Here is a 24,942-nt window from a genome sequence, read left to right as displayed (position 1 = left end):
GGCCAAGCCGAGTGGGGCCAAGCCGAGCTGGGCAAGCCGACGGGTGACCGAGCCGAGCCGGCCAAGCCCATGCGGGTGAAGCCCGTCGTGCGCGTCCTGGGGGTGATCTCCCTCGTCGACGTGCTCCGACATGGTTTCGAGGGGTGCTACGACCTCACGCCGGCGCAGCCTCCGGGCGGCGCTCCGACGTCACCCCGAGGCGTTCCTCCGGCATCGCTCCGACGCAGCCCCGACCTCCTGATCGTGGAGTGACACCCGGCCGTCCCGCCGGGTTACGCTGCCGATCATGCTTGTCGCCGCCGCCGTATGCCCCTGCCCGCCGCTGCTCGTGCCCGAGGTCGCCGCGGGTGCCGCCCCGGAACTGGACGCCGCGCGCGCGGCCTGCACGGACGCGCTCGGTGTGCTCGCCGCCGCCCGCCCCGACCTGCTCGTGGTCGTCGGTACCGCCGGGGAGAGCGGGGTCGGCCGGTACCCGCAGGGTTCCCCGGGTGCCTTCCGAGGCTTCGGGGTCGACCTGGACGTACACCTGGGGCACCCGGGCCCCGTCGGCAGCCCCGTCCCGGAGCGCGAGCTGCCGGCCTCGCTGGCCGTCGCCGCGTGGCTGCTGGAGCGGACCGGCTGGGCCGACGCCCCGATCGAGGGACTCGCCGTCCCGGACACGCTGGAACCGGAGCGGTGCGCCGAGACCGGGCGCGAGCTGGCCGACCGGGCCGGCCGGGTGGCCCTGCTGGTCATGGGGGACGGCAGCGCCTGCCGCACCCTCAAGGCACCCGGTTACCTGGACGAGCGGGCGGCCCCCTTCGACGCGGAGGCCGCCCGGGCCCTCGCAGCGGCCGACGTGTCCGCCCTGCGTGCACTGGACCCCGGCCTGGCCCGGGAACTGAAGGCGACCGGCCGCGCCCCCTGGCAGATCCTGGCCGGCGCGGCCGAGCGGACCGGCCTCACCGGCGGCCTCCTGTACGAGGACGCGCCGTACGGCGTCGGGTACATGGTGGCGACCTGGTCCTGACCCACGGTCCTGGCCCTGGGCGTGGACCCGTCGGCCAGGGCGCCGCTCCCCCGCACGGGTTCTTCCCGGACCCACCCCGGACGGCGTCCGGGGCGCCCTGTGGTTCACAGACCGCCCCGGTCGCGTGGCCACCGGCACGGTGGCCGGCGGCCGGCTGTTCAGGACGCCGGCGGTGGGCCCTCCGGCGGAGCCGGACGGGTCGGGGTCGTGGGGGTGTGGGGCGCCGCGTCCGGGCCGCTCTTGTGCGCGAGGCGGTCCATCGCCTCCTTGGCCTTGCCGGTGCCCGCCTGGATCCTGTCGCTGTACTTGTGTTTGGTCCGCTCGTCGACGGCCTTCGCGGCCTTGTCGATCCCGTGCTGGACCTTGTCCCCGTGCTGCCGCGCGAGGTCCGACACCTTGTCCTTGGCCGGGCCCAGCTTGGCCTTCATGTTGTCCATCAGACCCATGGTCCACCTTCCCTGGCGGGACAGTTATTTGTGGGCGCCTTCGCCGGCTTCCCTGTCGGCGGCCTCGCCGGCGGACTGCTGCCGGGGGATCCCGGCACCCTCGGACGCGTCGTCCGCACCGGAGTCCGACGGCACGGCCATGTCCCCGTGCCCGTCCCCGGACGCCTCCTCGGCCTGCGCCGTCCCGACCTCGCTCGCCGGCACCGTCACCTCGGCCTGCTCCGCCTCGGCTCCCGCCGGCTCCGAACCGGTGTGCGCCGGTGCGTCCGAAGCCTCCGGAGTCGCCTTCGACCTGCCGAGAAGCCGTGCAAACACGCCCATATCCACTCCATACGGTACTCGTGCGGGCGAATTCCCGCGTCGCCCGGTGCGTACGGTTGCGCCGCCCGGGCCACCGCCCTCCGGCACCCCGGAGGGCGGTACCTCGCCACGGGCAACGACCTGGGACGCGCACCGTCACGTAACTCGTTCGAGACCTCACCGGGAGGTTTGCGAGACTGGTGCGGTGAGCAGTGCACCCCCCGCCCCCCGCGTCATCGCCGTCGTCGGACCGACCGCGGCCGGAAAGTCCGATCTCGGCGTCTTCCTGGCCCAGCAACTCGGCGGCGAGGTCGTCAACGCCGACTCCATGCAGCTGTACCGAGGGATGGACATCGGTACCGCCAAGCTGACGCCCGAGGAGCGCGCCGGCGTCCCGCACCACCTGCTGGACATCTGGGACGTGACGGTCACCGCGTCGGTCGCCGAGTACCAGAAGCTGGCCCGCGCGCGGATCGACGCACTGCTCGCCGAGGGCCGCTGGCCGATCCTCGTCGGCGGCTCCGGCCTGTACGTCCGCGGTGCCGTCGACAACCTGGAGTTCCCCGGCACCGACCCGGAGGTCCGGGCCCGGCTGGAGGAGGAACTGGCGTTGCGCGGCCCGGGCGCGCTGCACGCCCGGCTGGCCGCCGCCGACCCCGAGGCCGCCCGCGCCATCCTGCCGAGCAACGGCCGCCGTATCGTCCGCGCGCTGGAAGTGATCGAGATCACCGGCCGGCCCTTCACGGCCAACCTGCCCGGCCACGACTCGGTCTACGACACCGTCCAGATCGGCGTCGACGTGGCCCGGCCGGAGTTGGACGACCGCATCGCGCGGCGCGTCGACCGCATGTGGGATGCGGGGCTCGTGCAGGAGGTGCGCGCACTGGAGGCGCAGGGGCTGCGCGAGGGGCGCACGGCCTCGCGCGCGCTCGGCTACCAGCAGGTGCTCGCGGCGCTCGCCGGGGAGTGCACCGAAGCGGAGGCGCGGGCCGAGACCGTCCGTGCCACCAAGCGCTTCGCGCGCCGTCAGGATTCGTGGTTCAGGCGGGATCCCCGGGTGCACTGGTTGAGTGGGGCCGCGGCGGACCGCGGGGAACTTCCGCAGCAGGCCCTGGCGTTGGTCGAACGACCGGTTACAGCCTGATCACGTCATGGCATCGGGATGCGCCGCCGGTCATCTCGGCCTTCGGCGCCGTGCCATCATCGAGCTTCGATCGACCAAGTGGAGCCTAGTTGGGAGGGCGCGTGGCGATGGAGGCCGGCCCTCGCGACACCGCACCGGGTGCCGAGCACCTCACCACAGAGGGTGACGGACCGTGCTGTGACGAGCCGCGCCCCGGCGAGGACCGCTCACCGCGGAACGGCCTGCTCGACGACCCCCTGTCCGACAGTGCTCCGTCCGGCGCCGCCCTGCCTGAAGGCCATTTGTCCGGCCACAGCCCGTCCGACGACCGTCTGTCCGGGGATCACCCGCCTGACGCCCGTCCTTCCGGTGACCGCCTCTTTGAGGCCCGCCCGTCCGACGACCTGCTCGGCGACCCTCTGCCCGGAAGCCCTCTGCCCGGAAGTCCTCTCGCCGAGGACCGTCTCACCGACGACGGTCCCGACGACACCCCGGACGGAGTGACCGACGACGGACCGGAGCCCGAGGAGATGTATCCGGGCGGCCCGGAGGTCGAGGTCGAACTGCGTCCGCAGCGCCGGCTGCGCCTCTGGCAGCTCGCCCCCATCGTGGGCCTGGCCGCCGTCGGCTCCCTGATGTTCGCCTTCCCGCTCGCCTTCGACTTCGGCGACAGCGGCGCGGTCATCGCCATGCTCGGCCTGCTGATCTGCTCCTGCGCGGCCGGCTGGGGCATGATGGCCGCCCGCCGGGTGGGCTACACCTGGCCCGGCCTCCCCCCGCGCGGCTCCGGCCGCCGACCGGACTGGAGAGTCGTGCTCGGGTACGTACTCCTCGTGATCGTGGTGGTCGTCCTCGCGGTGTGGCGCGTGGCCCGGCTCCGCTAGGCCCGCCGGCACGGCCCCGGTGCCGCCGGACCCGCTGGGGGCGCGCGAGGCCGGACCCTGCCGGGACGGCACCGGCGTACGCACCCCGTACGACCGGGACCGTCGTACCCACCCCGTACGATCGAGGAATGAGCACACGGATCGCCTTCCTCAAGGGGCACGGCACCGAGAACGACTTCGTGATCGTCCCGGACCCCGAGAACGCCCTCGACCTGTCCCCGGCCGCCGTCGCCGCCCTGTGCGACCGCCGGGCGGGCATCGGAGGCGACGGTGTGCTGCACGTCGTACGGTCCGCCGCGCACCCGGAGGCCCGGGCCATGGCCGCCGAGGCCGAGTGGTTCATGGACTACCGCAACGGCGACGGCTCGGTCGCCGAAATGTGCGGCAACGGCGTCCGTGTGTTCGCGCGCTACCTCCAGTACGCCGGACATGTGGCCGAAGGAGACCTCACGATCGCCACGCGCGCGGGCGTGAAGACCGTCCACATCGCCAAGGACGGTGACGTCACCGTCGGCATGGGCCGCGCCCGCCTCCCCGAGGGCGAGGTCACGGTGACCGTCGACGAGCGCAGCTGGCCCGCGCGCAACGTGAACATGGGCAACCCGCACGCGGTGGCCTTCGTCGCCGACCTGGCGCACGCGGGCACCCTGTACACCGCGCCGCCGGTCAGCCCGGCGACCGCCTACCCGGACGGGGTGAACGTCGAGTTCGTCGTGGACCGCGGCCCCCGTCACGTCGCCATGCGCGTGCACGAACGCGGCTCAGGCGAGACGCGCTCATGCGGCACGGGCGCGTGCGCCGTCGCCGTGGCCACCGCCCGGCGCGATGGCACCGACCCGGCCGTCACCGGCACCCCGGCGACGTACATCGTGGACGTGCCCGGCGGGCGCCTGGTCATCACGGAGCGTCCCGACGGCGAGATCGAGATGACCGGGCCCGCCGTGATCGTCGCCGAGGGCGGGATCGACGCCGACTGGCTCGCTCACGCTGTCGGCTGACCGAAAATCCAAACCTCGTTTCCATCGCTCGAATGGGTGATCCGTTTCACGCTCGGCGAGAGGCGGTCGGTCGCGCGTGGTGGGCTCGATAGCATCAAGCACCGGCACGGACGGGGGAACGTCGCCAACCCTGAGCCGCGTACGCCCTGGGGCCCCGTCCGCCGGTCCACGAGCCGGAGGTGCCCATGAGTGCGGAGGCCACGAACCCTGCGACCGCTGGCCCGGTAGCGCCCCCAACGCCACAAGCGCTCACAGCGTCCGCGGCGCCCGCGGCGGCGCGCAGGAAGTCCCGGCCCCGGATCGACCTGCGCCGGCTCGGCCGGGCCGCGCTGCTCGGCACGGCCGCCCGCGACAAGCTGCCCGACGCGATCAGCCATGTCGTGGAGGCGCACCGGGCCCACCACCCCGACGCCGACCTCGAACCCCTGCGCCGCGCCTACGTCCTGGCGGAGTCCTCCCACCGCGGACAGATGCGCAAGAGCGGCGAGCCGTACATCACGCACCCGCTCGCCGTGACCCTGATCCTCGCCGAACTCGGCGCCGAGACCACGACGTTGACCGCCTCTCTGCTGCACGACACCGTCGAGGACACCGAGGTGACGCTGGATCAGGTGCGGGAACAGTTCGGCGAGGAGGTTCGTTATCTGGTCGACGGCGTCACGAAACTGGAGAAGGTCGACTACGGAGCCGCCGCCGAGCCGGAGACCTTCCGCAAAATGCTCGTCGCCACCGGCAGCGACGTGCGCGTGATGTCGATCAAACTCGCCGACCGCCTGCACAACATGCGCACCCTCGGCGTGATGCGCCCCGAGAAACAGGCGCGGATCGCCAAGGTCACCCGTGACGTCCTCATCCCGCTCGCCGAACGCCTGGGCGTGCAGGCCCTGAAGACGGAACTGGAGGACCTGGTCTTCGCCATCCTCCACCCCGAGGAGTACGAGCACACCAGAGAACTCATCACGGAGAACGCCGCCCGCCCCGACGACCCCCTCGCCGAGGTCGCCGACGAGGTGCGCGGGGTGCTGCGCGAGGCCGGCATCCCCGCCGAAGTCCTCATCCGGCCCCGGCACTTCGTCTCCGTCCACCGCGTGGCCCGCAAGCGCGGTCAGCTGCGCGGCTCCGACTTCGGCCGCCTGCTGGTGCTGGTGAACGAGGACGCCGACTGCTACGGCGTCCTCGGCGAGCTGCACACGTGCATGACGCCGGTGGTCTCGGAGTTCAAGGACTTCATCGCCGTACCCAAGTTCAACCTCTACCAGTCCCTGCACACCGCCGTCGCCCGCCCCGACGGCCAGGTCGTCGAAGTCCTCATCCGCACCCACCAGATGCACAAGGTGGCGGAGGCCGGCGTCGTAGCCCTCGGCAACCCGTACGCACCGGCCTCCGACCCGTCCGTCTCCGACACCCCCGCTTCCGACCTCGCCTCCGCCGCCGACGGTGAGCGCGTCGACCCCACCCGCCCCGGCTGGCTCTCCCGCCTCCTCGACTGGCAGCAGGCCGCCCCCGACCCCGACACCTTCTGGTCCACCCTGCGCGAGGACCTCGCCCAGGACCGGGAGATCACCGTCTTCCGCCCCGACGGCGGCACCCTCGGCCTCCCCGAGGGCGCCACCTGCGTGGACGCCGCCTACGCGCAGTACGGCGAGGACGCCCACGCCTGCATCGGCGCCCGCGTCAACGGCAGGCTGGCCACGCTCAGCACGGTCCTGCGCGACGGCGACACGGTCCAGCTCCTCATGGGCCAGGACCCGGCCTCCGAGCCCTCCCGCGAGTGGCTGGAGCACGCCCACACCCCGGCCGCCCGCATCGCCATCCAGCGCTGGCTGGCCGCCCACCCCGGCGGCGGCACCGACACGTCCGGACCGGACGGCGCTCCCGCCGCACCCACCGACGCCACCCGCCCGGCCGCGGCACCGGACGGGCACCCGACCGAGAACCGCCCCGCCCCCGCCCACGGCGCCGCCGCCCCCGCCACTGCCGCCCACGAAGACGCCACCCACGGCACCGCCCCCGCCCGCCCCGGTGACCCCGCGGGTGCCCCGCCCGCGCCCCCCGCGGACGGCACCCCCGCCCCCCGCCCCCGCGCCGACGTCCTCGCGGACCTGCCCGGCGCCACCGTACGGCTCGCCGGGTGCTGTACGCCCGTACCGCCGGACGAGATCACCGGGTTCGCGGTGCGCGGCGGGGTGGTGACCGTGCACCGCGTGGAGTGCGCGGCCGTGGCACACATGAAGAACAGGGGGCGCGACGAGATCGGCGTGCGCTGGGGAGACACCACCGAGTGCCGGGTGACCCTGATCGCTGAATCGTTCGGCCGCCCCCACCTCCTCGCCGACCTCACCGAGGCGATCGCCCTGCAGGGCGCCGAGATCGTCTCCGCCACCGTCGAACCGCCCAGCCAGCAGCGGGTCCGCCACACCTACACCCTCCAGCTGCCCGACGCCGCCCACCTCCCCACCCTGATGCGCGCCATGCGGGACGTCCCCGGGGTGTACGACGTGAGCCGCGCCCAGCACCAGGCACCGGCCTCCTGACGACGGCGTCCGGCCCACCCGATCGGGTAAGCCGGACGCGCGTCGCCGCCGCGGAGCGATCACGCCCTGGTAGCGATGGTCCATGCCGCTCACCCCCCGCCCCCGGACCCGGCCGAGACTCTCCCGCCGCGGGATCCGGCACACACTCCGCCGACGCCGCAAGGCGGCCCTGCTCGCCTCCGCCGTCTCCGTCTGTCTCGTCGCCGCCGCGGCCCCGGCCGAACCGCTCGGCGTCGGTGACCGGCTCTACCCGTACCTGGGCAACCCCGGCTACGACGTCGCCTCGTACGACCTGTCCCTCACCTATCCCGGCACCAACGACAAGCCGCTGCAGGCCGTCACCACCATCGACGCCTGGACCACCGCCGACCTGGAGCGGCTCAACCTCGACTTCGCGCACGGCACCGTCCGCTCGGTCGAGGTCGACGGACGTCCCGCCGGCTTCACCCGCGCCGGCGAGGACCTGGTCGTCACCCCCGAGCACCCCCTGGCCGAGGGCAGCTGGACCCGGATCACCGTGCGGCACACCAGCGACCCCGTGTACGACGAGGAGCAGGGCGGCTGGGTACGCACCTCCGACGGCCTCGCCATGGCGAACCAGGCCGACGCCGCCCACCTGGTGTTCCCGTGCAACGACCACCCGTCCGACAAGGCGATGTTCACCTTCCGCATCACCGCGCCGAACGGCTACACCGCCGTCGCCAACGGCCTGCGCGCCGGAGCCGACCGGGCCGGCCGCACCACCACCTGGACCTACCGCACCCGGCACCCCATGGCCACCGAACTCGCCCAGGTGTCCATCGGCCGCTCCGCCGTGGTGCACCGCGAGGGTCCGCACGGGCTGCCCCTGCGCGACGTCGTACCCGCGAGCGACCGCAAGGCCCTCGAACCCTGGCTCGCCAAGACCCCCGACCAGATCGCCTGGATGGAGAGCAAGGTCGGCCGGTACCCCTTTGAGACCTACGGCGTGCTCATGGCACAGGCCGACACCGGCTTCGAACTGGAGACACAGACCCTCTCGCTCTTCGAGAAGGGCCTGTTCACCGAGCCCGCCTACCCCAAGTGGTACATCGAGTCGGTCATGGTGCACGAGCTGTCCCACCAGTGGTTCGGGGACAGCGTCACCCCGCGCAGCTGGTCCGACGTCTGGCTGAACGAGGGCCACGCGACCTGGTACGAAGCCCTGTACGCCGAGGAGACCGCGCACCGGCCCATGGAGGAGCGGATGAAGGCCGCCTACGGCGCCTCCGACCGCTGGCGGGAGGCCGGCGGCCCGCCCGCCCGGCCCAAGCCGCCCGTACCCGGCCAGAAGATCAGCATCTTCCGCCCCAACATCTACGACGGCGCCGCGCTCGTCCTCTACGCCCTGCGGCAGGAGATCGGCGCGCCCGCCTTCGAGCGGCTGGAGCGCATCTGGGTCCAGGAACACCGGGACACCACCGCCACCACCAGCGACTTCGCGCGGCTGGCCGCGGCCGTCTCCGGCCGCGACCTGAGGGGCTTCTTCCAGGCCTGGCTCTACGGCGAGAAGACCCCGCCGATGCCCGGCCACCCGGACTGGAAGCCGCGGCCGCGCACGCAGGCAGCCGAGCCCCGCGTGCGGCGATAACCCGGTGACGAGACGGGCCGTACCGTGCGACCATCTACGGGTCGGCACGCGCACGGGTCGGGTCGGCACGCGCACGGGTCACGGGAATCTCCTGGGGTACTCATGCGTTGTACCTCACGTGCGGCCCGGGTCACCGACCGCCGTACCGGTGCCGTGACGCACCCGCGTCACCCCATCGACGTATCTCATCGACGTAAGGATCCAATGACCTCCTCTTCTTCCCCTTCCCAGGACACCAAGCGCCTCGCGCACGCCTATCCCGAGGGTCTTCGGGCCGATGCCCTGATGGAAGAGGACGTCGCCTGGAGCCACGAGATCGACGGCGAGCGGGACGGCGACCAGTTCGACCGCTCCGAGCGCGCGGCCCTGCGCCGCGTCGTGGGCCTGTCCACCGAGCTGGAAGACGTCACCGAGGTCGAGTACCGACAGCTCCGCCTGGAGCGGGTCGTGCTCGTCGGCGTGTGGACCACCGGCACCGCACAGGACGCCGACAACTCCCTCGCGGAGCTTGCGGCCCTCGCGGAGACCGCGGGCGCGCTCGTGCTCGACGGCGTGATCCAGCGCCGTGACAAGCCCGACGCGGCCACCTACATCGGCTCCGGCAAGGCCGCCGAGCTGCGTGACATCGTCATCGAGACGGGCGCGGACACCGTCATCTGCGACGGTGAGCTGAGCCCCGGCCAGCTGATCCAGCTGGAGGACGTCGTCAAGGTCAAGGTCATCGACCGTACGGCCCTGATCCTGGACATCTTCGCCCAGCACGCCAAGTCCCGCGAGGGCAAGGCGCAGGTCGCGCTCGCGCAGATGCAGTACATGCTGCCGCGGCTGCGCGGCTGGGGTCAGTCGCTGTCCCGGCAGATGGGTGGCGGTCGCGGCGGCCTCGCCACGCGTGGTCCCGGTGAGACCAAGATCGAGACGGACCGGCGCCGGATCCGCGAGAAGATGGCGAAGATGCGCCGCGAGATCGCGGACATGAAGACCGGCCGCGAGGTCAAGCGACAGGAGCGCCGGCGCAACAAGGTGCCGTCCGTCGCCATCGCCGGCTACACCAACGCCGGCAAGTCCTCCCTGCTCAACCGCCTCACGGGCGCCGGCGTCCTGGTCGAGAACGCCCTGTTCGCGACCCTGGACCCGACCGTCCGCCGGGCCGAGACCCCGAGCGGCAGGCTGTACACGCTGGCGGACACCGTCGGCTTCGTCCGGCACCTGCCCCACCACCTGGTCGAGGCGTTCCGCTCCACGATGGAGGAGGTCGGCGACTCCGACCTGATCCTCCACGTGGTGGACGGCTCGCACCCGGACCCGGAGGAGCAGCTCGCCGCCGTACGCGAGGTGATCCGGGACGTCGGCGCCACCGACGTGCCCGAGATCGTCGTGATCAACAAGGCGGACGCGGCCGACCCGCTGACCCTCCAGCGGCTCCTGCGTGTCGAGAAGCGTTCGCTCGCCGTCTCGGCCCGCACCGGCCAGGGCATCGAGGAACTCCTCGCCCTGATCGACAACGAGCTGCCCCGCCCCTCGGTCGAGGTCGAGGCGCTCGTGCCGTACACCCACGGCAAGCTCGTCGCCCGCGCCCACACCGAGGGCGAGGTGATCTCCGAGGAGCACACCGCGGAGGGCACCCTGCTCAAGGTCCGGGTGCACGAGGAGCTGGCGGCGGACCTGGCGCCCTACGCCGCGGTCTCCGCGGCCTGAACCACCCCCGACGCGAAGGCCCGCCACCCGCCCGGGTGACGGGCCTCCGTCATGCCCGCGGCCCGCTCACCGCCCGGCGAACTGCTTGCTCACCGACTCGTACACGCCCTTCGCCACCGCACCCAGCCGGGGACCGGCCAGCCAGCCCGCGCTCACCGGGCCGATGGAGGTGTTCGACACCAGCGCGGGCTTGCCGTCCGCGCCCGTCTCCACCCAGCCGCCACCGGAGGAGCCACCGGTCATCGTGCACCCGATCCGGTACATCGTCGGGTCGGCCTGCTCGATGGAGAGCCGGCCCGGCTTGTCCTGGCACTGGTACATCAGCTGACCGTCGTACGGCGCCGCCGCCGGGTAGCCGGTCGCCGTGATGCTCTGCACGTTCGCCACGGCCGGAGCGTCGAAGTCCACCGGCAGCGCCCCGCCGACGGTCTCCTCCAGCGACTTGCCGCCGCTGCCCTGCTCCGGCGTCACATGGATGACGGCGAAGTCGTACGAGGCGCCGTCACCGCCCGTCTGGCCGCCCTCGCTGATCCACTGCTGCGAGGTCTTCGCCGCGTCGGCCCACCACACGCCCAGCGGGGCGATGTCGGACCGGCCGGCGTTCTCCAGCTCGGCCGCCGACCTGCCCTGGTTGTTGTACGACGGCACGAACGCGATGTTGCGGTACCAGCCGCCCTTCTTGCCGGCGTGCACGCAGTGACCCGCCGTCCACACCAGGTTCGACTTGCCCGGGTGCGCCGGGTCCTGCACGACCGTCGCTGAGCAGACCATGGTGCCCTCGGGGGAGTCGAAGAGCAGCTTGCCCGAGGTGGCCGCGCCGGCGTGGTACGGCGGCGTGACCGCCTGCGCCTTCACCGGCTGCGGCGCCGGGTCCGTCACCCCCTGGTCACCGGAGATGTCGTTGTCGTCGACGCCCTGGTCCGGATCGTCGGCGTCCCGCATCCGGTCCGGGTCCCACAGGCCCTTGATGACCGGGTTGATGAAGTCGTTGGCCTCGCGCAGCCAGTCGTCCTTGTTCCAGTTCTTCCAGGCGCCGTTCTTCCACTTGTCGACGTCGAACCCGTGCTGCTTGAGTCTGCGCTTCAGGTCGTCCGGGATCGTGATCTTGCCGTCGCCGGTGCCCGCCGCCGACGCGGTGGCGGTCGGCTCACCGTTCGCGTTGTCGTCACCGTCGTCGTTGCAGGCGGTGGCGGTCAGCGCCAGCGCCGACACGAGAGCGACCGCCGTCAGCGAGGTGGAGGCGCGGCGACGGCCCCTCCCTCGCCGAGCGGTGAACGACGGCCGTATGGATCGCATGTTCTTGACTCCCCCTGCTGTGAAAGGAACTCGGCGCTTCGGCCCCGACACCGGCGGTGAACTCATGGACGGTTCACGCCGGCCTCACGACCTTCTGGGAACGGCATCACACACTATGCCGTCGCCACGGGGGAGTTCCGACGGCAGGGCAACGGTTCCGTCACAGGCTGCCCGAACAGGCCCTGCGCGGATACCGCCTGAACAGGGCGCGTGCCAACGAACTCCGGGTGACCCCGTAACCGCCCGAACGGTCCGCGGTTGTAGCCGGTGGGGCCAGCCGTCCGTGCGGTCCCCGACGATCAACTCGTCCTTGGACAGCGGGGAGGACAACGCGCAGTGGCCGTTACGGAGTCGATGGCTGGAGGCACGCCCGGGGATGCGCGGGCCGTGCACGAGGGGATCCTGAGGCGCCAGTCGGCGCGTGAGTCCTCGGCGCGCACCTACGCCCGCGCCCTGCCCATCGTGCCGGTCCGGGCGCGCGGGCTCACCATCGAGGGCGCCGACGGTCGCCGCTACCTGGACTGCCTCTCCGGCGCCGGCACCCTCGCCCTCGGCCACAACCACCCGGTCGTGCTCGAAGCCATCCGCAAGGTCCTCGACTCCGGCGCCCCCCTCTCCGTCCTCGACCTCGCGACCCCCGTCAAGGACGCCTTCACCACCGAGCTGTTCCGCACCCTCCCGCCCGGCCTCACCGACCGGGCCCGGGTCCAGTTCTGCGGACCGGCCGGTACCGACGCCGTCGAGGCCGCTCTCAAACTGGTCCGGGCCGCGACCGGCCGCACCGGCATCCTCGCCTTCACCGGCGCCTACCACGGCATGACCGCCGGCGCCCTGGCCGCCTCCGGCAGCGCCCGCGAAATCCAGGTCGCCCGCCTGCCCTACCCCCAGGACTACCGCTGTGCCTTCGGCATCGGCGGCCGGCCCGGCGCCGAACTCGCCGCCCGCTGGACCGAGTCCCTCCTCGACGACCCGAAGTCCGGCGTCCCCCTGCCGGCCGGCCTGATCCTCGAACCCGTCCAGGGCGAGGGCGGAGTGATCCCCGCACCGGACCACTGGTTGCGCCGCATGCGCCGGCTCACGACCGACCGGGCCATCCCGCTCATCGCCGACGAGATCCAGACCGGAGTCGGCCGCACCGGTGCCTTCTGGGCCGTCGACCACAGCGGTATCACCCCCGACGTCATGGTCCTGTCGAAGGCCATCGGCGGCAGCCTCCCGCTCGCCGTGATCGTCTACCGTGACGATCTCGACGTCTGGCAACCCGGCGCACACGCCGGCACCTTCCGCGGCAACCAGCTCGCCATGGCCGCGGGCACCGCCACCCTCGCCTACGTCCGCGAGAACGCCCTCGCCGAACGCGCCGCCGCCCTCGGCACCCGCATGCTGACCCAACTGACGGAACTCACCCACCAGTTCCCCTGCGTGGGAGACGTGCGGGGACGCGGACTGATGATCGGCGTCGAACTGGTGGACCCGGACGCCGACCACACCCCCTCTCACACGGCACCCCCTCCGGGCCACCCCGGCACCGCACCGACCGGCCTGGAACCCACCCGCACCCCGCCCCCGGCCGCCCCCCACCTGGCCGCCGCCGTACAACGGGAATGTCTCCAGCGCGGCCTGATCGTCGAACTCGGCGGCCGTCACGCGTCCGTGGTCCGGCTGCTTCCACCCCTGACGATCAGCGACGAACAGGCGACGGCCGTACTCGACCGCCTGGCCGACGCGGTCGCGGCGGCGGCCGCCCGCCAGCACGAGCCCCACGACCCACACCAGCCAAGACACCCCGGCTCGGCCCAACCCACGGGCTGACCACCCCACAAGCCCCTCCCGTCCCCTCATTTCCGCTCCGCTCCTTCCGGTACTCCGGGCACTCCCAGCACCCCCCGCATCCAGTCCGACACCGACCACGGCGTCCCTCGCCCAACACCCCCTGCACGTACCGCTCTCCCTCCGGTCCCGCTTCCCACGCACTACGGCGACGGAGTGGGCGGAGAAGGGGGGCGGAGGGGGAGTGGGAGGGGGAGGAGGAGCGGATCACGGAAAGAGACCGCACCACCCCACTCCAGCCCCAGAGGAGCCGTCATGAACGCCACCCCCACATCCGACGGCCGCTCCGGCACCCCCGACGACCAGGGAGCCTCCGGCGCCCCGTCCTCCGCGGTACCGCCCCCCGAGTCGGTCCCGCCGCAGAGGAAGCGGGAAGCGCATCCCTCCCGGCGGACAGCCGCCGGCGCCGATCCGCTGGAGCACCCCGATCCCGGCTCCGTGGCCCAGGCCGCCGCCGTCGAGAACCTCCTGCGGTGCTGGGTCCGCGAGACCGGCCTCGCCGCTCCGACGACGGGCAGCCTCCGTATCCCGCTGCCCGCCAGCGGCACGGCCCTGATCGCACCGGTCCGCCACTGGTCCCCGACGGGATGGCACCGCTTCGTCCTCCCCCGCCTGGCCGACGCACCCGACACCGCGCCCCCGGTCGACGCCGTCACCCTCGCGGCCTTGCTCACCAGGGAAGCCATCGACGGGAGCGCGAGGGCGCAGGGCCCCGCCGCCCCGACTGCCGCCGGCTCCGGTGAGGCCGAACGGGGTGGTGACGGGGTCGGTTCGGGTGGTGGTGACGGCTTCGGGTCAGGTGGTGGTTACAGCTTCGGTCCGGGTGGTGGTGAACCCAGGGCCCCCGGGCACCGCGACGGCGCGAGGCACAGTCCCGGTGCCGGGCCCGGTCCAGGCGACGGTGCCGACCTCGTGGCCAGGGTGGCCGACTCCGTCCGTCGTACCGCGACCTTCATCCAACACCGGCGCCGGCACCCCTCCGACCCACCGGACCTCTTCCTCACCTCCGAACAGGCCCTTCTCCTCGGACATCCCCTGCACCCGACCCCGAAGAGCCGGGAAGGCCTGACCGAGGCCGAATCTCTCCGCTACTCACCGGAGTCGCGCGGCTCCTTCCCCCTGCACTGGCTGGCTGTCGCCCCCTCTCTCCTCGCGACCGACTCGGCCTGGACCGAGCGCGGCCGTCCCGTTCCCGCAGGACACCTCATCCGACGGCTGGCCGGCGCCGGACTCGAACTGCCGCTGCCCGAGGGATACACCGCCCTGCCCCTGCATCCCTGGCAGGCGCGCGAGGTACGCCACCGCCCTTCCGTCACCGCACTGCTCGACTCCGGGCTCCTCCGCGACCTCGGCCCCCTGGGCACTCCCTGGCATCCCACCTCCTCCGTACGAACCGTCCACCGATCCGGTGCGCCCGCGATGCTCAAGCTCTCGCTGGCCCTGCACATCACCAACTCCCGCCGCGACAACCTCCGCAAGGAACTCCACCGTGGAGTCGAGGTGCACCGGCTGCTGCGCACCGGCCTGGCCGGCCAGTGGCAGGCGGCCCACCCCGGCTTCGACATCGTCCGCGACCCGGCCTGGCTGGCCGTCGACGACCCGGACGGCCAGCCCGTGCGGGGGATCGACGTGGTGATCCGGCACAACCCGTTCGCCCCGACCGAAGACGTCGGCTGCGTCGCCGGGCTCGTCTCACCCCGCCCCCGCGCCGAGCCGTCCGCCAACACCGGGACGTACACCGAGCCGCACGCCGCGACACATGCCGTGACTTGGTCGCTGCGGTCCCGCCTGGCCCAACTCGTCGCCCGCCTCGCCACTCGCACCGGGCGACCCGTCGGCGCCGTCTCCGCGGAGTGGTTCCTCCGCTATCTGGAGCACGTGGTCCGGCCCGTCCTCTGGCTGGACAGCGAGGCCGGCATCGCCCTCGAAGCCCACCAGCAGAACACACTGCTCCTCCTGGACGGCGACGGCTGGCCCGCCGGCGGCCGCTACCGGGACAACCAGGGGTACTACTTCCGCGAGTCCCGGCGAGCCGAACTGGAGGCCCGGCTCCCCGGAATCGGTGAGCGCAGCGACACCTTTGTGCCGGACGAGGTCGCCGACGAACGCTTCGCCTACTACCTCGCCGTCAACAACGTGCTCGGCCTCATCGGCGCCTTCGGCTCCCAACGCCTCGCCGACGAGCGACTGCTCCTCGCCGCCTTCCGCCGGTTCCTCACCGACCTCGCCTCAGGACCCGACCCCTTGCGCACCCCCCTGCCCGGCCTCCTGCTCGACTCACCCGTCCTGCGCTGCAAGGCCAACCTGCTGACCCGGCTGCACGGTCGCGACGAACTCGTCGGCCCGGTCGACACCCAGTCCGTCTACGTCACCATCGCCAACCCCCTTCATTCCTGAGCCCGGTTTCTGAGCCGGCGGGCGATCCGCACCACCTGAGCGGACCGCACCCGCCGGCGAGCCGCACCACCTCCGCACATCCGAGGAACACGACCCACCTCGTCTCCTGAGAGGAGCGCACCGTGCCTCCCACCGACGCGAACGCCGGAACCGGTCCCGCCTCCGCCCACCCGGACAGCGCCGGCCGCCGAGCAGGAGCGGACACTGCGGGCCCCCTGAACTCTCCGTTCGGCCGGTTCACCGTCGAGGACGACGACCCCGACAGCGAGGACACGCTGGAGCTGTGCCTGCCGGCCCAGTTCGCCGCCCTCTGCGCCGGGGTGACGGTCGGCCTCCTCGCCCGAGTCGCCGCGTGGGGCCCGGTCACGACCCCCGTCGGTTCCTTCAGGCTTGTGCCCGTACGCATCGACCAGGACCTGCCGCTCGTCCACCGCTGGATGAACGACCCCGCCGTCGCGGAGTTCTGGGAACTGGCCGGCCCGCGCGACCGGACCGAGGGCCACCTGCGCACTCAGCTCCACGGCGACGGGCGCAGCGTGCCGTGCCTCGGCGTACTCGACGGCACCCCGATGAGCTACTGGGAGATCTACCGGGCAGACCTGGATCCGCTGGCCCGCCACTACCCGGCCCGTCCGCATGACACCGGGATCCACCTTCTCGTCGGTGATCCCGCGGACCGGAGACGACGGCTGGGATCCGTCCTGCTCCGAGCCGTGGCCGACCTGATCCTCGACCGGTGTCCCACCTGCGCACGGGTCGTGTCAGAACCCGATCTTCGTAACACCCCCTCCGTCGCCGCGTTCCTGAGCGCCGGCTTCCGGTACGCGGACGAGATCGACCTGCCCGGCAAGCGAGCCGCCCTCATGATCCGGGACCGGTTCCTGCGCAATGTGCTGTAGCGTCACGTGACCAATCGCTCACAAAGAGAGACGAGCGGCGGGTCCGTAGTGTTCCCAGCCCCGGGAAAGAATTTCGAGCGGTGTCCGTATGCCGGAGGCGTTCCGGCCCGCAGAGTCGCTCGGCCGCAGAACCGGCCAGTCGCAGAGGCCCGAGTGGGTCAGTCGCCCGGTCGCGGAGTCGGCCAGTCGCAGAGTCGCCGGGCCGCCGACGTCCGGGTCTCCGCCTACCCGCTTCCGACATCCGTCCCGCCCCGCCGGTGTCCCACCGCGGCGCTCCCCACCCGGCAATCCGACCCGGCAATCCCGCCGAGTGCCGGACAGTCCCCGTCGATCCCGTTCCGCCCGCCCCGGCAGCCCACCGCCCCCAGGAGCCCCAGCCCGTGATTCCACCTCCGGCCTCCGCCGTGACCACCCGTTTGTCAGTGCAGGGTCGTAGGGTGGTCAGGCTATGACGAAGCCCTCACTCCCCGAACTCCTGCATGCCGCTGTCTCGGCCGTCGGCGGCACGGAGCGCCCTGGCCAGGTGACCATGGCCGAAGCGGTCGCCGAGGCGATCGACGACGGATCGCACCTGCTGGTCCAGGCCGGCACCGGCACCGGAAAGTCGCTCGGCTATCTCGTGCCCGCCCTCGCGCACGGAGAACGGGTGGTCGTCGCGACGGCCACACTCGCCCTGCAGCGCCAGCTGGTCGAGCGGGACCTGCCGCGCACGGTCGACGCCCTGCATCCACTGCTGCGGCGCCGCCCGGAGTTCGCGATGCTCAAGGGCCGGTCGAACTACCTGTGCCTCCACCGCCTGCACGAGGGCATGCCGCAGGACGAGGAGGAGGGACTGTTCGACCAGTTCGAGGCCGCCGCACCCACCAGCAAGCTGGGCCAGGACCTCCTGAGGATGCGGGACTGGGCGGACGAGACCGAGAGCGGCGACCGCGACGATCTCACTCCGGGTGTCTCGGACCGTGCCTGGGCGCAGGTGTCCGTGTCGTCGCGAGAGTGCCTGGGCGCGTCGAAGTGCGCCTACGGTGCCGAGTGCTTCGCCGAGATGGCCCGTGAGCGGGCCAAGCTCGCCGAGGTCGTCGTCACCAACCACGCCCTGCTGGCCATCGACGCGATCGAGGGCGCCCCGGTGCTGCCCCAGCACGAGGTGCTGATCGTGGACGAGGCGCACGAACTCGTCTCCCGCGTCACCGGTGTCGCCACCGGCGAACTCACGCCTGGCCAGGTCAACCGTGCCGTGCGCCGTGCCGCCAAGCTGGTCAACGAGAAGGCCGCCGATCAGCTCCAGACCGCCGCCGAGGGCTTCGAGCGGCTCATGGAGCTGGCGCTGCCGGGCCGCTTGGAGGAGATCCCGGAAGACCTCGGTTACGCGCTGATGGCGCTGCGGGATGCGGCCCGTACGGTGATCACCGCCATCGGCGCGACCCGTGACAAGTCCGTCCAGGACGAGGACGCGGTCCGCAAGCAGGCGCTGGCCTCGGTGGAGACGGTGCACGACGTGGCCGAGCGGGTTCTGAACGGCTCGGAGTGGGACGTCGTCTGGTACGAGCGGCACGACCGCTTCGGTGCGTCCCTCAGGGTCGCCCCCATGTCGGTCTCCGGTCTGCTCAGGGAGAAGCTCTTCGCCGATCGGGCGGTCGTCCTCACCTCGGCGACGCTCAAGCTGGGCGGCGACTTCAACGGCGTCGGCGCTTCACTGGGGCTTGGCCCGGAGGGAGCGGAGGGTGAGGACCTGCCGAAGTGGAAGGGCGTCGATGTCGGCTCGCCCTTCGACTACCGCAAGCAGGGCATCCTGTACGTCGCGAAGCACCTGGCGCGTCCGGCGCGTGACGGTGAGCGCGCCGACATGCTGGACGAGCTGACCGAGCTGATCCAGGCAGCCGGCGGGCGCACCCTCGGCCTGTTCTCGTCCATGCGGGCCGCCCAGCTCGCCGCAGAGGAGCTGCGCTCCCGGATCCCCGAGTTCCCGATCCTGCTCCAGGGCGAGGAGACGCTCGGCGAACTGATCAAGAACTTCGCGGCTGATCCCGAGACCTGTCTCTTCGGCACACTGTCGCTGTGGCAGGGCGTCGACGTCCCGGGCCCCAGCTGCCAACTGGTCGTCATGGACAAGATCCCGTTCCCGCGGCCCGACGATCCGCTCATGAGCGCGCGCCAGAAGGCCGTGGAGGACGCCGGCGGCAACGGTTTCATGGCGGTGGCCGCCACGCACGCGGCCCTGCTCATGGCGCAGGGTGCCGGCCGTCTCGTCCGGGCGTCCGGCGACCGTGGTGTGGTGGCCGTACTGGACCAGCGGCTGGCCACCGCGCGGTACGGCGGCTATCTCAAGGCATCACTGCCCGACTTCTGGTACACCACGGACCGTAACCAGGTCCGCAAGTCGCTCGCGGCGATCGACGCGGCGGCCCGGCAGGCGGAGACGTCGGCAGCGGCAGCCGAGTGATCACAGGGTGGCGTGCCCAGGACCGGGCACGCCACCCGCGCCGGTACCGGCCCCGGTTAAGCCGCCCGCGCCGCAATGTGCCCCCACGCTGGAGAAGCGGGAAGCGGTCACACGCGGCCCCGCACGCCCGCCCGAGCCGTACAACCACAAGACACGCCGGACAACCGCAGGACACCAACAGGGCCGCTGGAGCCGGGCCCTGAACACACGCAGGGCCCCGGAACCGGCGCAGGGGTTCCGGGGCCCGGTCAGGGAGCGAGCGGCCGCCCGCCCGCCGCGGCCGTCACACGCGGCGCAGTACTGCGACGACCTTGCCGAGGATGGTCGCGTCGTCGCCCGGGATCGGCTCGTAGGCCGCGTTGTGGGGGAGGAGCCACACGTGGCCGTCCTCGCGCTTGAAGCGCTTGACCGTGGCCTCGCCGTCGAGCATGGCCGCCACGATGTCGCCGTTCTCGGCGACCGGCTGGCGGCGCACGGTGACCCAGTCGCCGTCACAGATGGCGGCCTCGATCATGGAGTCGCCGACGACCTTGAGGACGAAGAGTTCACCGTCACCGACGAGCTGGCGGGGCAGGGGGAAGACGTCCTCGACGGACTCCTCCGCGAGGATCGGGCCACCGGCGGCGATACGGCCGACCAGCGGGACGTAGGACGCGGCGGGCTTGCCGGCGGTGTCCGTGGGCTGCACGGTGACGGCCTGGTCCGACCCGCGTACCTCGTACGCCCGCGGCCGGTGCGGGTCACGGCGCAGGAAGCCCTTGCGCTCCAGCGCCATCAGCTGGTGGGCGACGGAGGACGTGCTGGAAAGGCCTACGGCCTGGCCGATCTCCCGCATCGACGGCGGGTAGCCGCGCCGCTGTACGGAGTCCCTGATGACCTCGATGACCCGGCGCTGCCGGTCGGTGAGTCCGGAGCTGTCCGCCCGGATGCCTGGAGGTCGCCCCGGCAGGGAGCGCTTGTGTGCCTCGGGATTCGCGGCTTCGTTCATCGCGTGTACCGGCTCGACTCGGCCCTGGGAGCGGTCCTGGGCGGTGATGGTGGCACTGTCTGCGGTGGTGGTCACGTCGGCCCCTCTCGATGGTCTCCCTGCTGCACAACGGTAGTTGCTTTCGAAAGGTTGCGCCAAACACACGTTCGAGTGAAAAAGTGCGTTTTACCCGACGCGATCATGTGTCTGGGTGTATGGCTCACGCGACACCTGTCGGGCAAAAGCGCCCATTGTTGTACTCTTCACCGCCGGAGTCGTTCGCCTTGTGGGCCGCGCCCCAGTCTGCCACCCGGAATCCCGCAGTCCGGGATCCGGGGTCGGTTCTGCGCGGGAGTGCCACGCACCTCCTCGCGGCGCCCACGGTATCCCCGCGAGCGCTCCGACGGCCCGGCTCGGCGCCCGCGTGTCCGCGCTGGTCGCCGCCATGCCGGTGCCGCTGTCGGCGCGCGTCCCGCGCGCGTGCCCCGTTCCTGGCGACACGCGCATACCCCGTGATGTGAGACTCAAGCCCCACATGTAGTGGTTGGATGGCTACAGCGGCCCAGAAGTTGTGGTCCCCCGGTCGGCGACTGCTCGGTCATCGCCTATGCTTAGGGCTGCCTCGCGAGACCTGTGGGTCCAGCGGGGCTGACGAGTCTGCTGTGAGGAGGGTTGGAGAACATGCACTGCCCCTTCTGCAGGCACCCCGACAGCCGTGTGGTCGACAGTCGTACGACCGACGACGGCACATCCATCCGCAGACGCCGCCAGTGCCCTGACTGCTCCCGTCGGTTCACGACTGTGGAGACGTGCTCGCTCATGGTGGTGAAGCGGTCCGGAGTCACCGAGCCTTTCAGTCGTACCAAGGTCATCAATGGTGTGCGCAAGGCATGCCAGGGGCGGCCTGTCACCGAGGACGCACTCGCCCAGCTCGGCCAGCGGGTCGAGGAGGCGGTGCGCGCGACCGGAAGCGCCGAGCTGACCACCCATGACGTGGGTCTGGCCATACTCGGCCCGTTGCAGGAGCTCGACCTCGTCGCCTATCTGCGATTCGCCTCCGTCTACCGGGCGTTCGACTCGCTGGATGACTTCGAGGCCGCCATCGCGGAGCTGAGGGAAGCGACGGGAGGCTCCGCCGCGGACGAGGGCGACGCGCGAGCGGGGAGCCAGGAAGACGACCGCGGGCCCGGCGGGACCACTCAGGTCCCCGAGCCCGCCCGCGCCGCCGACTGACCGGCGGGCCGGAAACCGGGAGAGCGCCTGGGTTCCGGCCGGAAGGCGGCGAACGAAGACCTGTTGCGGGCGGCAGCTGAGGGCGCCCGCGACGCTAGACAGAAACACGTGCCCACGGGAACAAATGGGCACTTCAGGGCGTTTTTGCCCGTACAGGGAGGCGGCATGACAGAGACGGCGAGCGGTCCGGCGCGAGGTTCCCGAGCCAAGGGCGCCAAGGCCACCAAGGGGCTGCGTGTCGAGCGCATCCACACCACCCCCGGCGTACACCCGTACGACGAGGTGTCGTGGGAGCGCCGTGACGTCGTCATGACCAACTGGCGCGACGGCTCGGTCAACTTCGAGCAGCGTGGCGTCGAGTTCCCCGACTTCTGGTCGGTGAACGCGGTCAACATCGTCACCAGCAAGTACTTCCGCGGTGCCGTCGGCACGCCGCAGCGCGAGACCAGCCTCAGGCAGCTGATCGACCGCATCGTGCAGACGTACCGGAAGGCCGGTGAGGACTACAAGTACTTCTCCTCGCCCGCCGACGCCGAGATCTTCGAGCACGAGCTGGCGTACGCCCTCCTGCACCAGATCTTCAGCTTCAACAGCCCCGTCTGGTTCAACGTCGGCACCCCGCAGCCCCAGCAGGTCTCCGCCTGCTTCATCCTGTCCGTCGACGACTCCATGGAGTCGATCCTCGACTGGTACAAGGAAGAGGGCATGATCTTCAAGGGCGGCTCCGGCGCCGGCCTGAACCTCTCCCGCATCCGCTCCTCCAAGGAGCTGCTCTCCTCCGGCGGCAACGCCTCCGGCCCGGTCTCCTTCATGCGTGGCGCCGACGCCTCCGCCGGCACCATCAAGTCCGGTGGCGCCACCCGCCGCGCCGCCAAGATGGTCGTGCTCGACGTCGACCACCCCGACATCGAGGACTTCATCGAGACCAAGGTCAAGGAAGAGGAGAAGATCCGCGTCCTGCGTGACGCGGGCTTCGACATGGACCTGGGCGGCGACGACATCGCGTCCGTCCAGTACCAGAACGCCAACAACTCGGTCCGCGTGAACGACGAGTTCATGAAGGCGGTCGAGGACGGCGGCAAGTTCGGCCTGCGCGCCCGTATGACCGGTGAGGTCATCGAGGAGGTCGACGCCAAGGCGCTCTTCCGCAAGATCGCCGAGGCCGCCTGGGCCTGCGCCGACCCGGGCATCCAGTACGACGACACCATCAACACCTGGCACACCTGCCCCGAGTCCGGCCGGATCACCGCGTCGAACCCGTGCAGCGAGTACATGCACCTGGACAACACGTCCTGCAACCTGGCCTCGCTGAACCTGATGAAGTTCCTGAAGGACGACGGCAAGGGCAACCAGTCCTTCGAGACCGAGCGCTTCCAGAAGGTCGTCGAGCTGGTCATCACCGCGATGGACATCTCGATCTGCTTCGCGGACTTCCCGACCCAGAAGATCGGCGAGAACACGCGCGCGTTCCGCCAGCTCGGCATCGGCTACGCCAACCTCGGCGCCCTGCTGATGGCCACCGGCCACGCCTACGACTCCGACGGCGGCCGCGCCCTCGCCGGCGCCATCACCTCCCTGATGACGGGTACGGCCTACCGCCGCTCCGCCGAGCTGGCTTCGGTCGTCGGCGCCTACGACGGCTACGCCCGCAACGCCGACGCCCACAACCGCGTCATGAAGCAGCACGCCGACGCCAACGGCAAGGCCGTCCGCATGGACGACCTGGACACTCCGGTGTGGGCCGCCGCCACGGAGGCCTGGCAGGACGTCGTCCGCCTCGGCGAGAAGAACGGTTTCCGTAACTCCCAGGCGTCCGTCCTCGCGCCGACCGGCACCATCGGCCTGGCCATGTCCTGCGACACCACCGGTGTCGAGCCCGACCTGGCGCTGGTGAAGTTCAAGAAGCTGGTCGGCGGCGGTTCGATGCAGATCGTCAACGGCACCGTCCCGCAGGCCCTGCGCCGCCTGGGCTACCAGGAGGAGCAGATCGAGGCGATCGTCGCCCACATCGCCGAGCACGGCAATGTGATCGACGCCCCCGGCCTCGCGCACGAGCACTACGAGGTGTTCGACTGCGCCATGGGCGAGCGCGCCATCTCCCCGATGGGCCACGTCCGCATGATGGCCGCGATCCAGCCGTGGATCTCCGGCGCCATCTCCAAGACGGTCAACATGCCGGAGACGGCGACCGTCGAGGAGGTCGAGGAGATCTACTTCGAGGCCTGGAAGCTGGGCGTCAAGGCGCTGGCGATCTACCGCGACAACTGCAAGGTCGGTCAGCCGCTCTCCGCCAAGAAGAAGGAGACCGAGGAGAAGAAGACCGAGGAGACCCCGGCCGTCGAGCCCAAGGTCGAGAAGGTCATCGAGTACCGCCCCGTCCGCAAGCGCCTCCCGAAGGGACGTCCCGGAATCACCACGTCCTTCACGGTCGGCGGCGCCGAGGGCTACATGACCGCCAACTCCTACCCGGACGACGGCCTCGGCGAGGTCTTCCTGAAGATGTCCAAGCAGGGCTCCACCCTCGCGGGCATGATGGACGCCTTCTCCATCGCCGTCTCCGTCGGTCTGCAGTACGGCGTGCCGCTGGAGACGTACGTCTCGAAGTTCACCAACATGCGCTTCGAGCCGGCCGGTATGACGGACGACCCGGACGTGCGGATGGCGCAGTCGATCGTCGACTACATCTTCCGCCGCCTGGCGCTGGACTTCCTGCCCTTCGAGACCCGCTCCGCGCTCGGCATCCACTCCGCCGAGGAGCGTCAGCGGCACCTGGAGACCGGCTCCTACGAGCCGGCCGAGGACGAGGTCGACGTCGAGGGCCTGGCCCAGTCGGCGCCGCGTGCTCAGGAGCTGAAGGCCGTCGCCACGCCGAAGGCCGAGTCCGAGGCGGCCAAGCCCGCCCCCAAGCAGGCCCACACCAGCGCCGAGCTGGTGGAGATGCAGCTGGGCATCCAGGCCGACGCCCCGCTGTGCTTCTCCTGCGGTACGAAGATGCAGCGGGCCGGCTCCTGCTACATCTGCGAGGGCTGCGGCTCGACCAGCGGCTGCAGCTGAACCGCTCCGATCGCGCCGGACATCACCTCCGGCGTGAGCGGCGCACATAGCTGACCAGCAGCTCACGAAGGGGACCGACCCACGGGCGGTCCCCTTCGTCGTACCGCCGAAAGCCTCTTGCCGCCGGCGACGGACGCGTCCGCAACGTCCCGACCGGGGACGCCCGGGGCCCGTCGTCACCGCGGAACGGCGTGCCTGAAGTAAGGGGCGTCCGCTCGGGCCGACGCC

17 protein-coding genes are annotated in these 24,942 nt (G+C 71.7%); 13 read left to right on the top strand and 4 right to left on the bottom strand.

The genetic code is table 11. From position 1 onward, the window contains the following. Positions 1-286: 286 nt before the first annotated feature. Positions 287-1,009, top strand: coding sequence for a class III extradiol dioxygenase subunit B-like domain-containing protein (locus ACZ7N4_RS17205; RefSeq protein WP_471359125.1), 723 nt, complete (start codon positions 287-289; stop codon positions 1,007-1,009). Positions 1,010-1,167: 158 nt separating this feature from the next. Here ACZ7N4_RS17205 and ACZ7N4_RS17200 read toward each other — a convergent pair whose 3' ends face one another. Together ACZ7N4_RS17200 and ACZ7N4_RS17195 are read right to left on the bottom strand one after the other, a co-directional pair. Further along, on the bottom strand, positions 1,168-1,455 hold the full coding sequence (locus ACZ7N4_RS17200; RefSeq protein WP_471359124.1) for an antitoxin: 288 nt from the start codon (positions 1,453-1,455) through the stop codon (positions 1,168-1,170). Positions 1,456-1,479: 24 nt separating this feature from the next. Continuing rightward, positions 1,480-1,776 carry a hypothetical protein gene (locus ACZ7N4_RS17195; RefSeq protein ID WP_471359123.1) on the bottom strand — a complete coding sequence of 99 codons (297 nt, stop codon included), beginning with the start codon at positions 1,774-1,776 and terminating at the stop codon, positions 1,480-1,482. A 184-nt stretch (positions 1,777-1,960) separates the two neighbouring features. Between ACZ7N4_RS17195 and miaA the strand changes: the two genes are divergently transcribed. The 6 genes from miaA (at position 1,961) to hflX (ending at position 10,598) form a co-directional block, all read left to right on the top strand. Beyond that, on the top strand, positions 1,961-2,899 hold the full coding sequence (gene miaA / locus ACZ7N4_RS17190; protein ID WP_471359122.1) for a tRNA (adenosine(37)-N6)-dimethylallyltransferase MiaA: 939 nt from the start codon (positions 1,961-1,963) through the stop codon (positions 2,897-2,899). Between the two features lie 398 nt (positions 2,900-3,297). Next, positions 3,298-3,762, top strand: coding sequence for a hypothetical protein (locus tag ACZ7N4_RS17185; protein ID WP_471359171.1), 465 nt, complete (start codon positions 3,298-3,300; stop codon positions 3,760-3,762). Between the two features lie 128 nt (positions 3,763-3,890). Beyond that, positions 3,891-4,760: a diaminopimelate epimerase gene (gene dapF / locus ACZ7N4_RS17180; RefSeq protein ID WP_471359121.1), complete on the top strand. Its 870-nt coding sequence runs from the start codon at positions 3,891-3,893 to the stop codon at positions 4,758-4,760. Positions 4,761-4,945: 185 nt separating this feature from the next. Beyond that, positions 4,946-7,294, top strand: a complete 2,349-nt coding sequence (locus tag ACZ7N4_RS17175; protein WP_471359120.1) for a RelA/SpoT family protein — start codon at positions 4,946-4,948, stop codon at positions 7,292-7,294. An 82-nt stretch (positions 7,295-7,376) separates the two neighbouring features. Then, the gene (locus ACZ7N4_RS17170; protein WP_471359119.1) at positions 7,377-8,903 is read left to right on the top strand and encodes a M1 family metallopeptidase; all 1,527 of its coding nucleotides are present in this window, start codon (positions 7,377-7,379) and stop codon (positions 8,901-8,903) included. Positions 8,904-9,107: 204 nt separating this feature from the next. Further along, positions 9,108-10,598, top strand: a complete 1,491-nt coding sequence (gene hflX / locus ACZ7N4_RS17165; protein ID WP_471359118.1) for a GTPase HflX — start codon at positions 9,108-9,110, stop codon at positions 10,596-10,598. A gap of 66 nt (positions 10,599-10,664) precedes the next feature. Here hflX and ACZ7N4_RS17160 read toward each other — a convergent pair whose 3' ends face one another. Then, positions 10,665-11,894 carry a trypsin-like serine peptidase gene (locus ACZ7N4_RS17160; protein WP_471359117.1) on the bottom strand — a complete coding sequence of 410 codons (1,230 nt, stop codon included), beginning with the start codon at positions 11,892-11,894 and terminating at the stop codon, positions 10,665-10,667. 354 nt (positions 11,895-12,248) lie between these two features. Here ACZ7N4_RS17160 and ACZ7N4_RS17155 point away from each other — a divergent pair, with 354 nt between their 5' ends. The 4 genes from ACZ7N4_RS17155 (at position 12,249) to ACZ7N4_RS17140 (ending at position 19,460) form a co-directional block, all read left to right on the top strand. Further along, on the top strand, positions 12,249-13,706 hold the full coding sequence (locus ACZ7N4_RS17155; RefSeq protein ID WP_471359116.1) for a diaminobutyrate--2-oxoglutarate transaminase family protein: 1,458 nt from the start codon (positions 12,249-12,251) through the stop codon (positions 13,704-13,706). Positions 13,707-13,979: 273 nt separating this feature from the next. Further along, positions 13,980-16,121 (top strand): IucA/IucC family protein, encoded by a 2,142-nt coding sequence (locus ACZ7N4_RS17150; protein WP_471359115.1) that lies wholly within the window; start codon positions 13,980-13,982, stop codon positions 16,119-16,121. Positions 16,122-16,243: 122 nt separating this feature from the next. Beyond that, positions 16,244-17,020 (top strand): GNAT family N-acetyltransferase, encoded by a 777-nt coding sequence (locus ACZ7N4_RS17145; RefSeq protein WP_471359114.1) that lies wholly within the window; start codon positions 16,244-16,246, stop codon positions 17,018-17,020. Between the two features lie 448 nt (positions 17,021-17,468). Further along, a complete protein-coding gene (locus ACZ7N4_RS17140; RefSeq protein WP_471359113.1) occupies positions 17,469-19,460 on the top strand; it encodes an ATP-dependent DNA helicase in 1,992 nt (663 codons plus the stop codon). 283 nt (positions 19,461-19,743) lie between these two features. On the opposite strand, the gene lexA is transcribed toward ACZ7N4_RS17140, so the two are convergent. Beyond that, positions 19,744-20,523 carry a transcriptional repressor LexA gene (gene lexA, locus ACZ7N4_RS17135; RefSeq protein WP_471359112.1) on the bottom strand — a complete coding sequence of 260 codons (780 nt, stop codon included), beginning with the start codon at positions 20,521-20,523 and terminating at the stop codon, positions 19,744-19,746. A 585-nt stretch (positions 20,524-21,108) separates the two neighbouring features. Between lexA and nrdR the strand changes: the two genes are divergently transcribed. Next, the gene (gene nrdR, locus ACZ7N4_RS17130) at positions 21,109-21,660 is read left to right on the top strand and encodes a transcriptional regulator NrdR (RefSeq protein WP_471359111.1); all 552 of its coding nucleotides are present in this window, start codon (positions 21,109-21,111) and stop codon (positions 21,658-21,660) included. A 165-nt stretch (positions 21,661-21,825) separates the two neighbouring features. Beyond that, positions 21,826-24,714: a vitamin B12-dependent ribonucleotide reductase gene (locus ACZ7N4_RS17125; RefSeq protein WP_471359110.1), complete on the top strand. Its 2,889-nt coding sequence runs from the start codon at positions 21,826-21,828 to the stop codon at positions 24,712-24,714. Positions 24,715-24,942: the final 228 nt, after the last annotated feature.

The sequence above is a fragment of the Streptomyces sp. NPDC107654 genome (genome assembly GCF_055639035.1).
This window is presented reverse-complemented; position numbering and strand designations above follow the sequence as displayed.

What these genes read in the sequence shown, in the direction of transcription:
- ACZ7N4_RS17205 (WP_471359125.1), top strand. Translation starts at nt 287, where the DNA reads ATGCTTGTCGCCGCCGCCGTATGCCCCTGCCCGCCGCTGCTCGTGCCC.
- ACZ7N4_RS17200 (WP_471359124.1), bottom strand. Translation starts at nt 1,455, where the DNA reads ATGGGTCTGATGGACAACATGAAGGCCAAGCTGGGCCCGGCCAAGGAC.
- hflX (WP_471359118.1), top strand. Translation starts at nt 9,108, where the DNA reads ATGACCTCCTCTTCTTCCCCTTCCCAGGACACCAAGCGCCTCGCGCAC.
- nrdR (WP_471359111.1), top strand. Translation starts at nt 21,109, where the DNA reads ATGCACTGCCCCTTCTGCAGGCACCCCGACAGCCGTGTGGTCGACAGT.
- ACZ7N4_RS17150 (WP_471359115.1), top strand. Translation starts at nt 13,980, where the DNA reads ATGAACGCCACCCCCACATCCGACGGCCGCTCCGGCACCCCCGACGAC.
- ACZ7N4_RS17140 (WP_471359113.1), top strand. Translation starts at nt 17,469, where the DNA reads ATGACGAAGCCCTCACTCCCCGAACTCCTGCATGCCGCTGTCTCGGCC.
- ACZ7N4_RS17175 (WP_471359120.1), top strand. Translation starts at nt 4,946, where the DNA reads ATGAGTGCGGAGGCCACGAACCCTGCGACCGCTGGCCCGGTAGCGCCC.
- dapF (WP_471359121.1), top strand. Translation starts at nt 3,891, where the DNA reads ATGAGCACACGGATCGCCTTCCTCAAGGGGCACGGCACCGAGAACGAC.
- ACZ7N4_RS17170 (WP_471359119.1), top strand. Translation starts at nt 7,377, where the DNA reads ATGCCGCTCACCCCCCGCCCCCGGACCCGGCCGAGACTCTCCCGCCGC.
- ACZ7N4_RS17160 (WP_471359117.1), bottom strand. Translation starts at nt 11,894, where the DNA reads ATGCGATCCATACGGCCGTCGTTCACCGCTCGGCGAGGGAGGGGCCGT.
- ACZ7N4_RS17125 (WP_471359110.1), top strand. Translation starts at nt 21,826, where the DNA reads ATGACAGAGACGGCGAGCGGTCCGGCGCGAGGTTCCCGAGCCAAGGGC.
- ACZ7N4_RS17155 (WP_471359116.1), top strand. Translation starts at nt 12,249, where the DNA reads ATGGCTGGAGGCACGCCCGGGGATGCGCGGGCCGTGCACGAGGGGATC.
- ACZ7N4_RS17195 (WP_471359123.1), bottom strand. Translation starts at nt 1,776, where the DNA reads ATGGGCGTGTTTGCACGGCTTCTCGGCAGGTCGAAGGCGACTCCGGAG.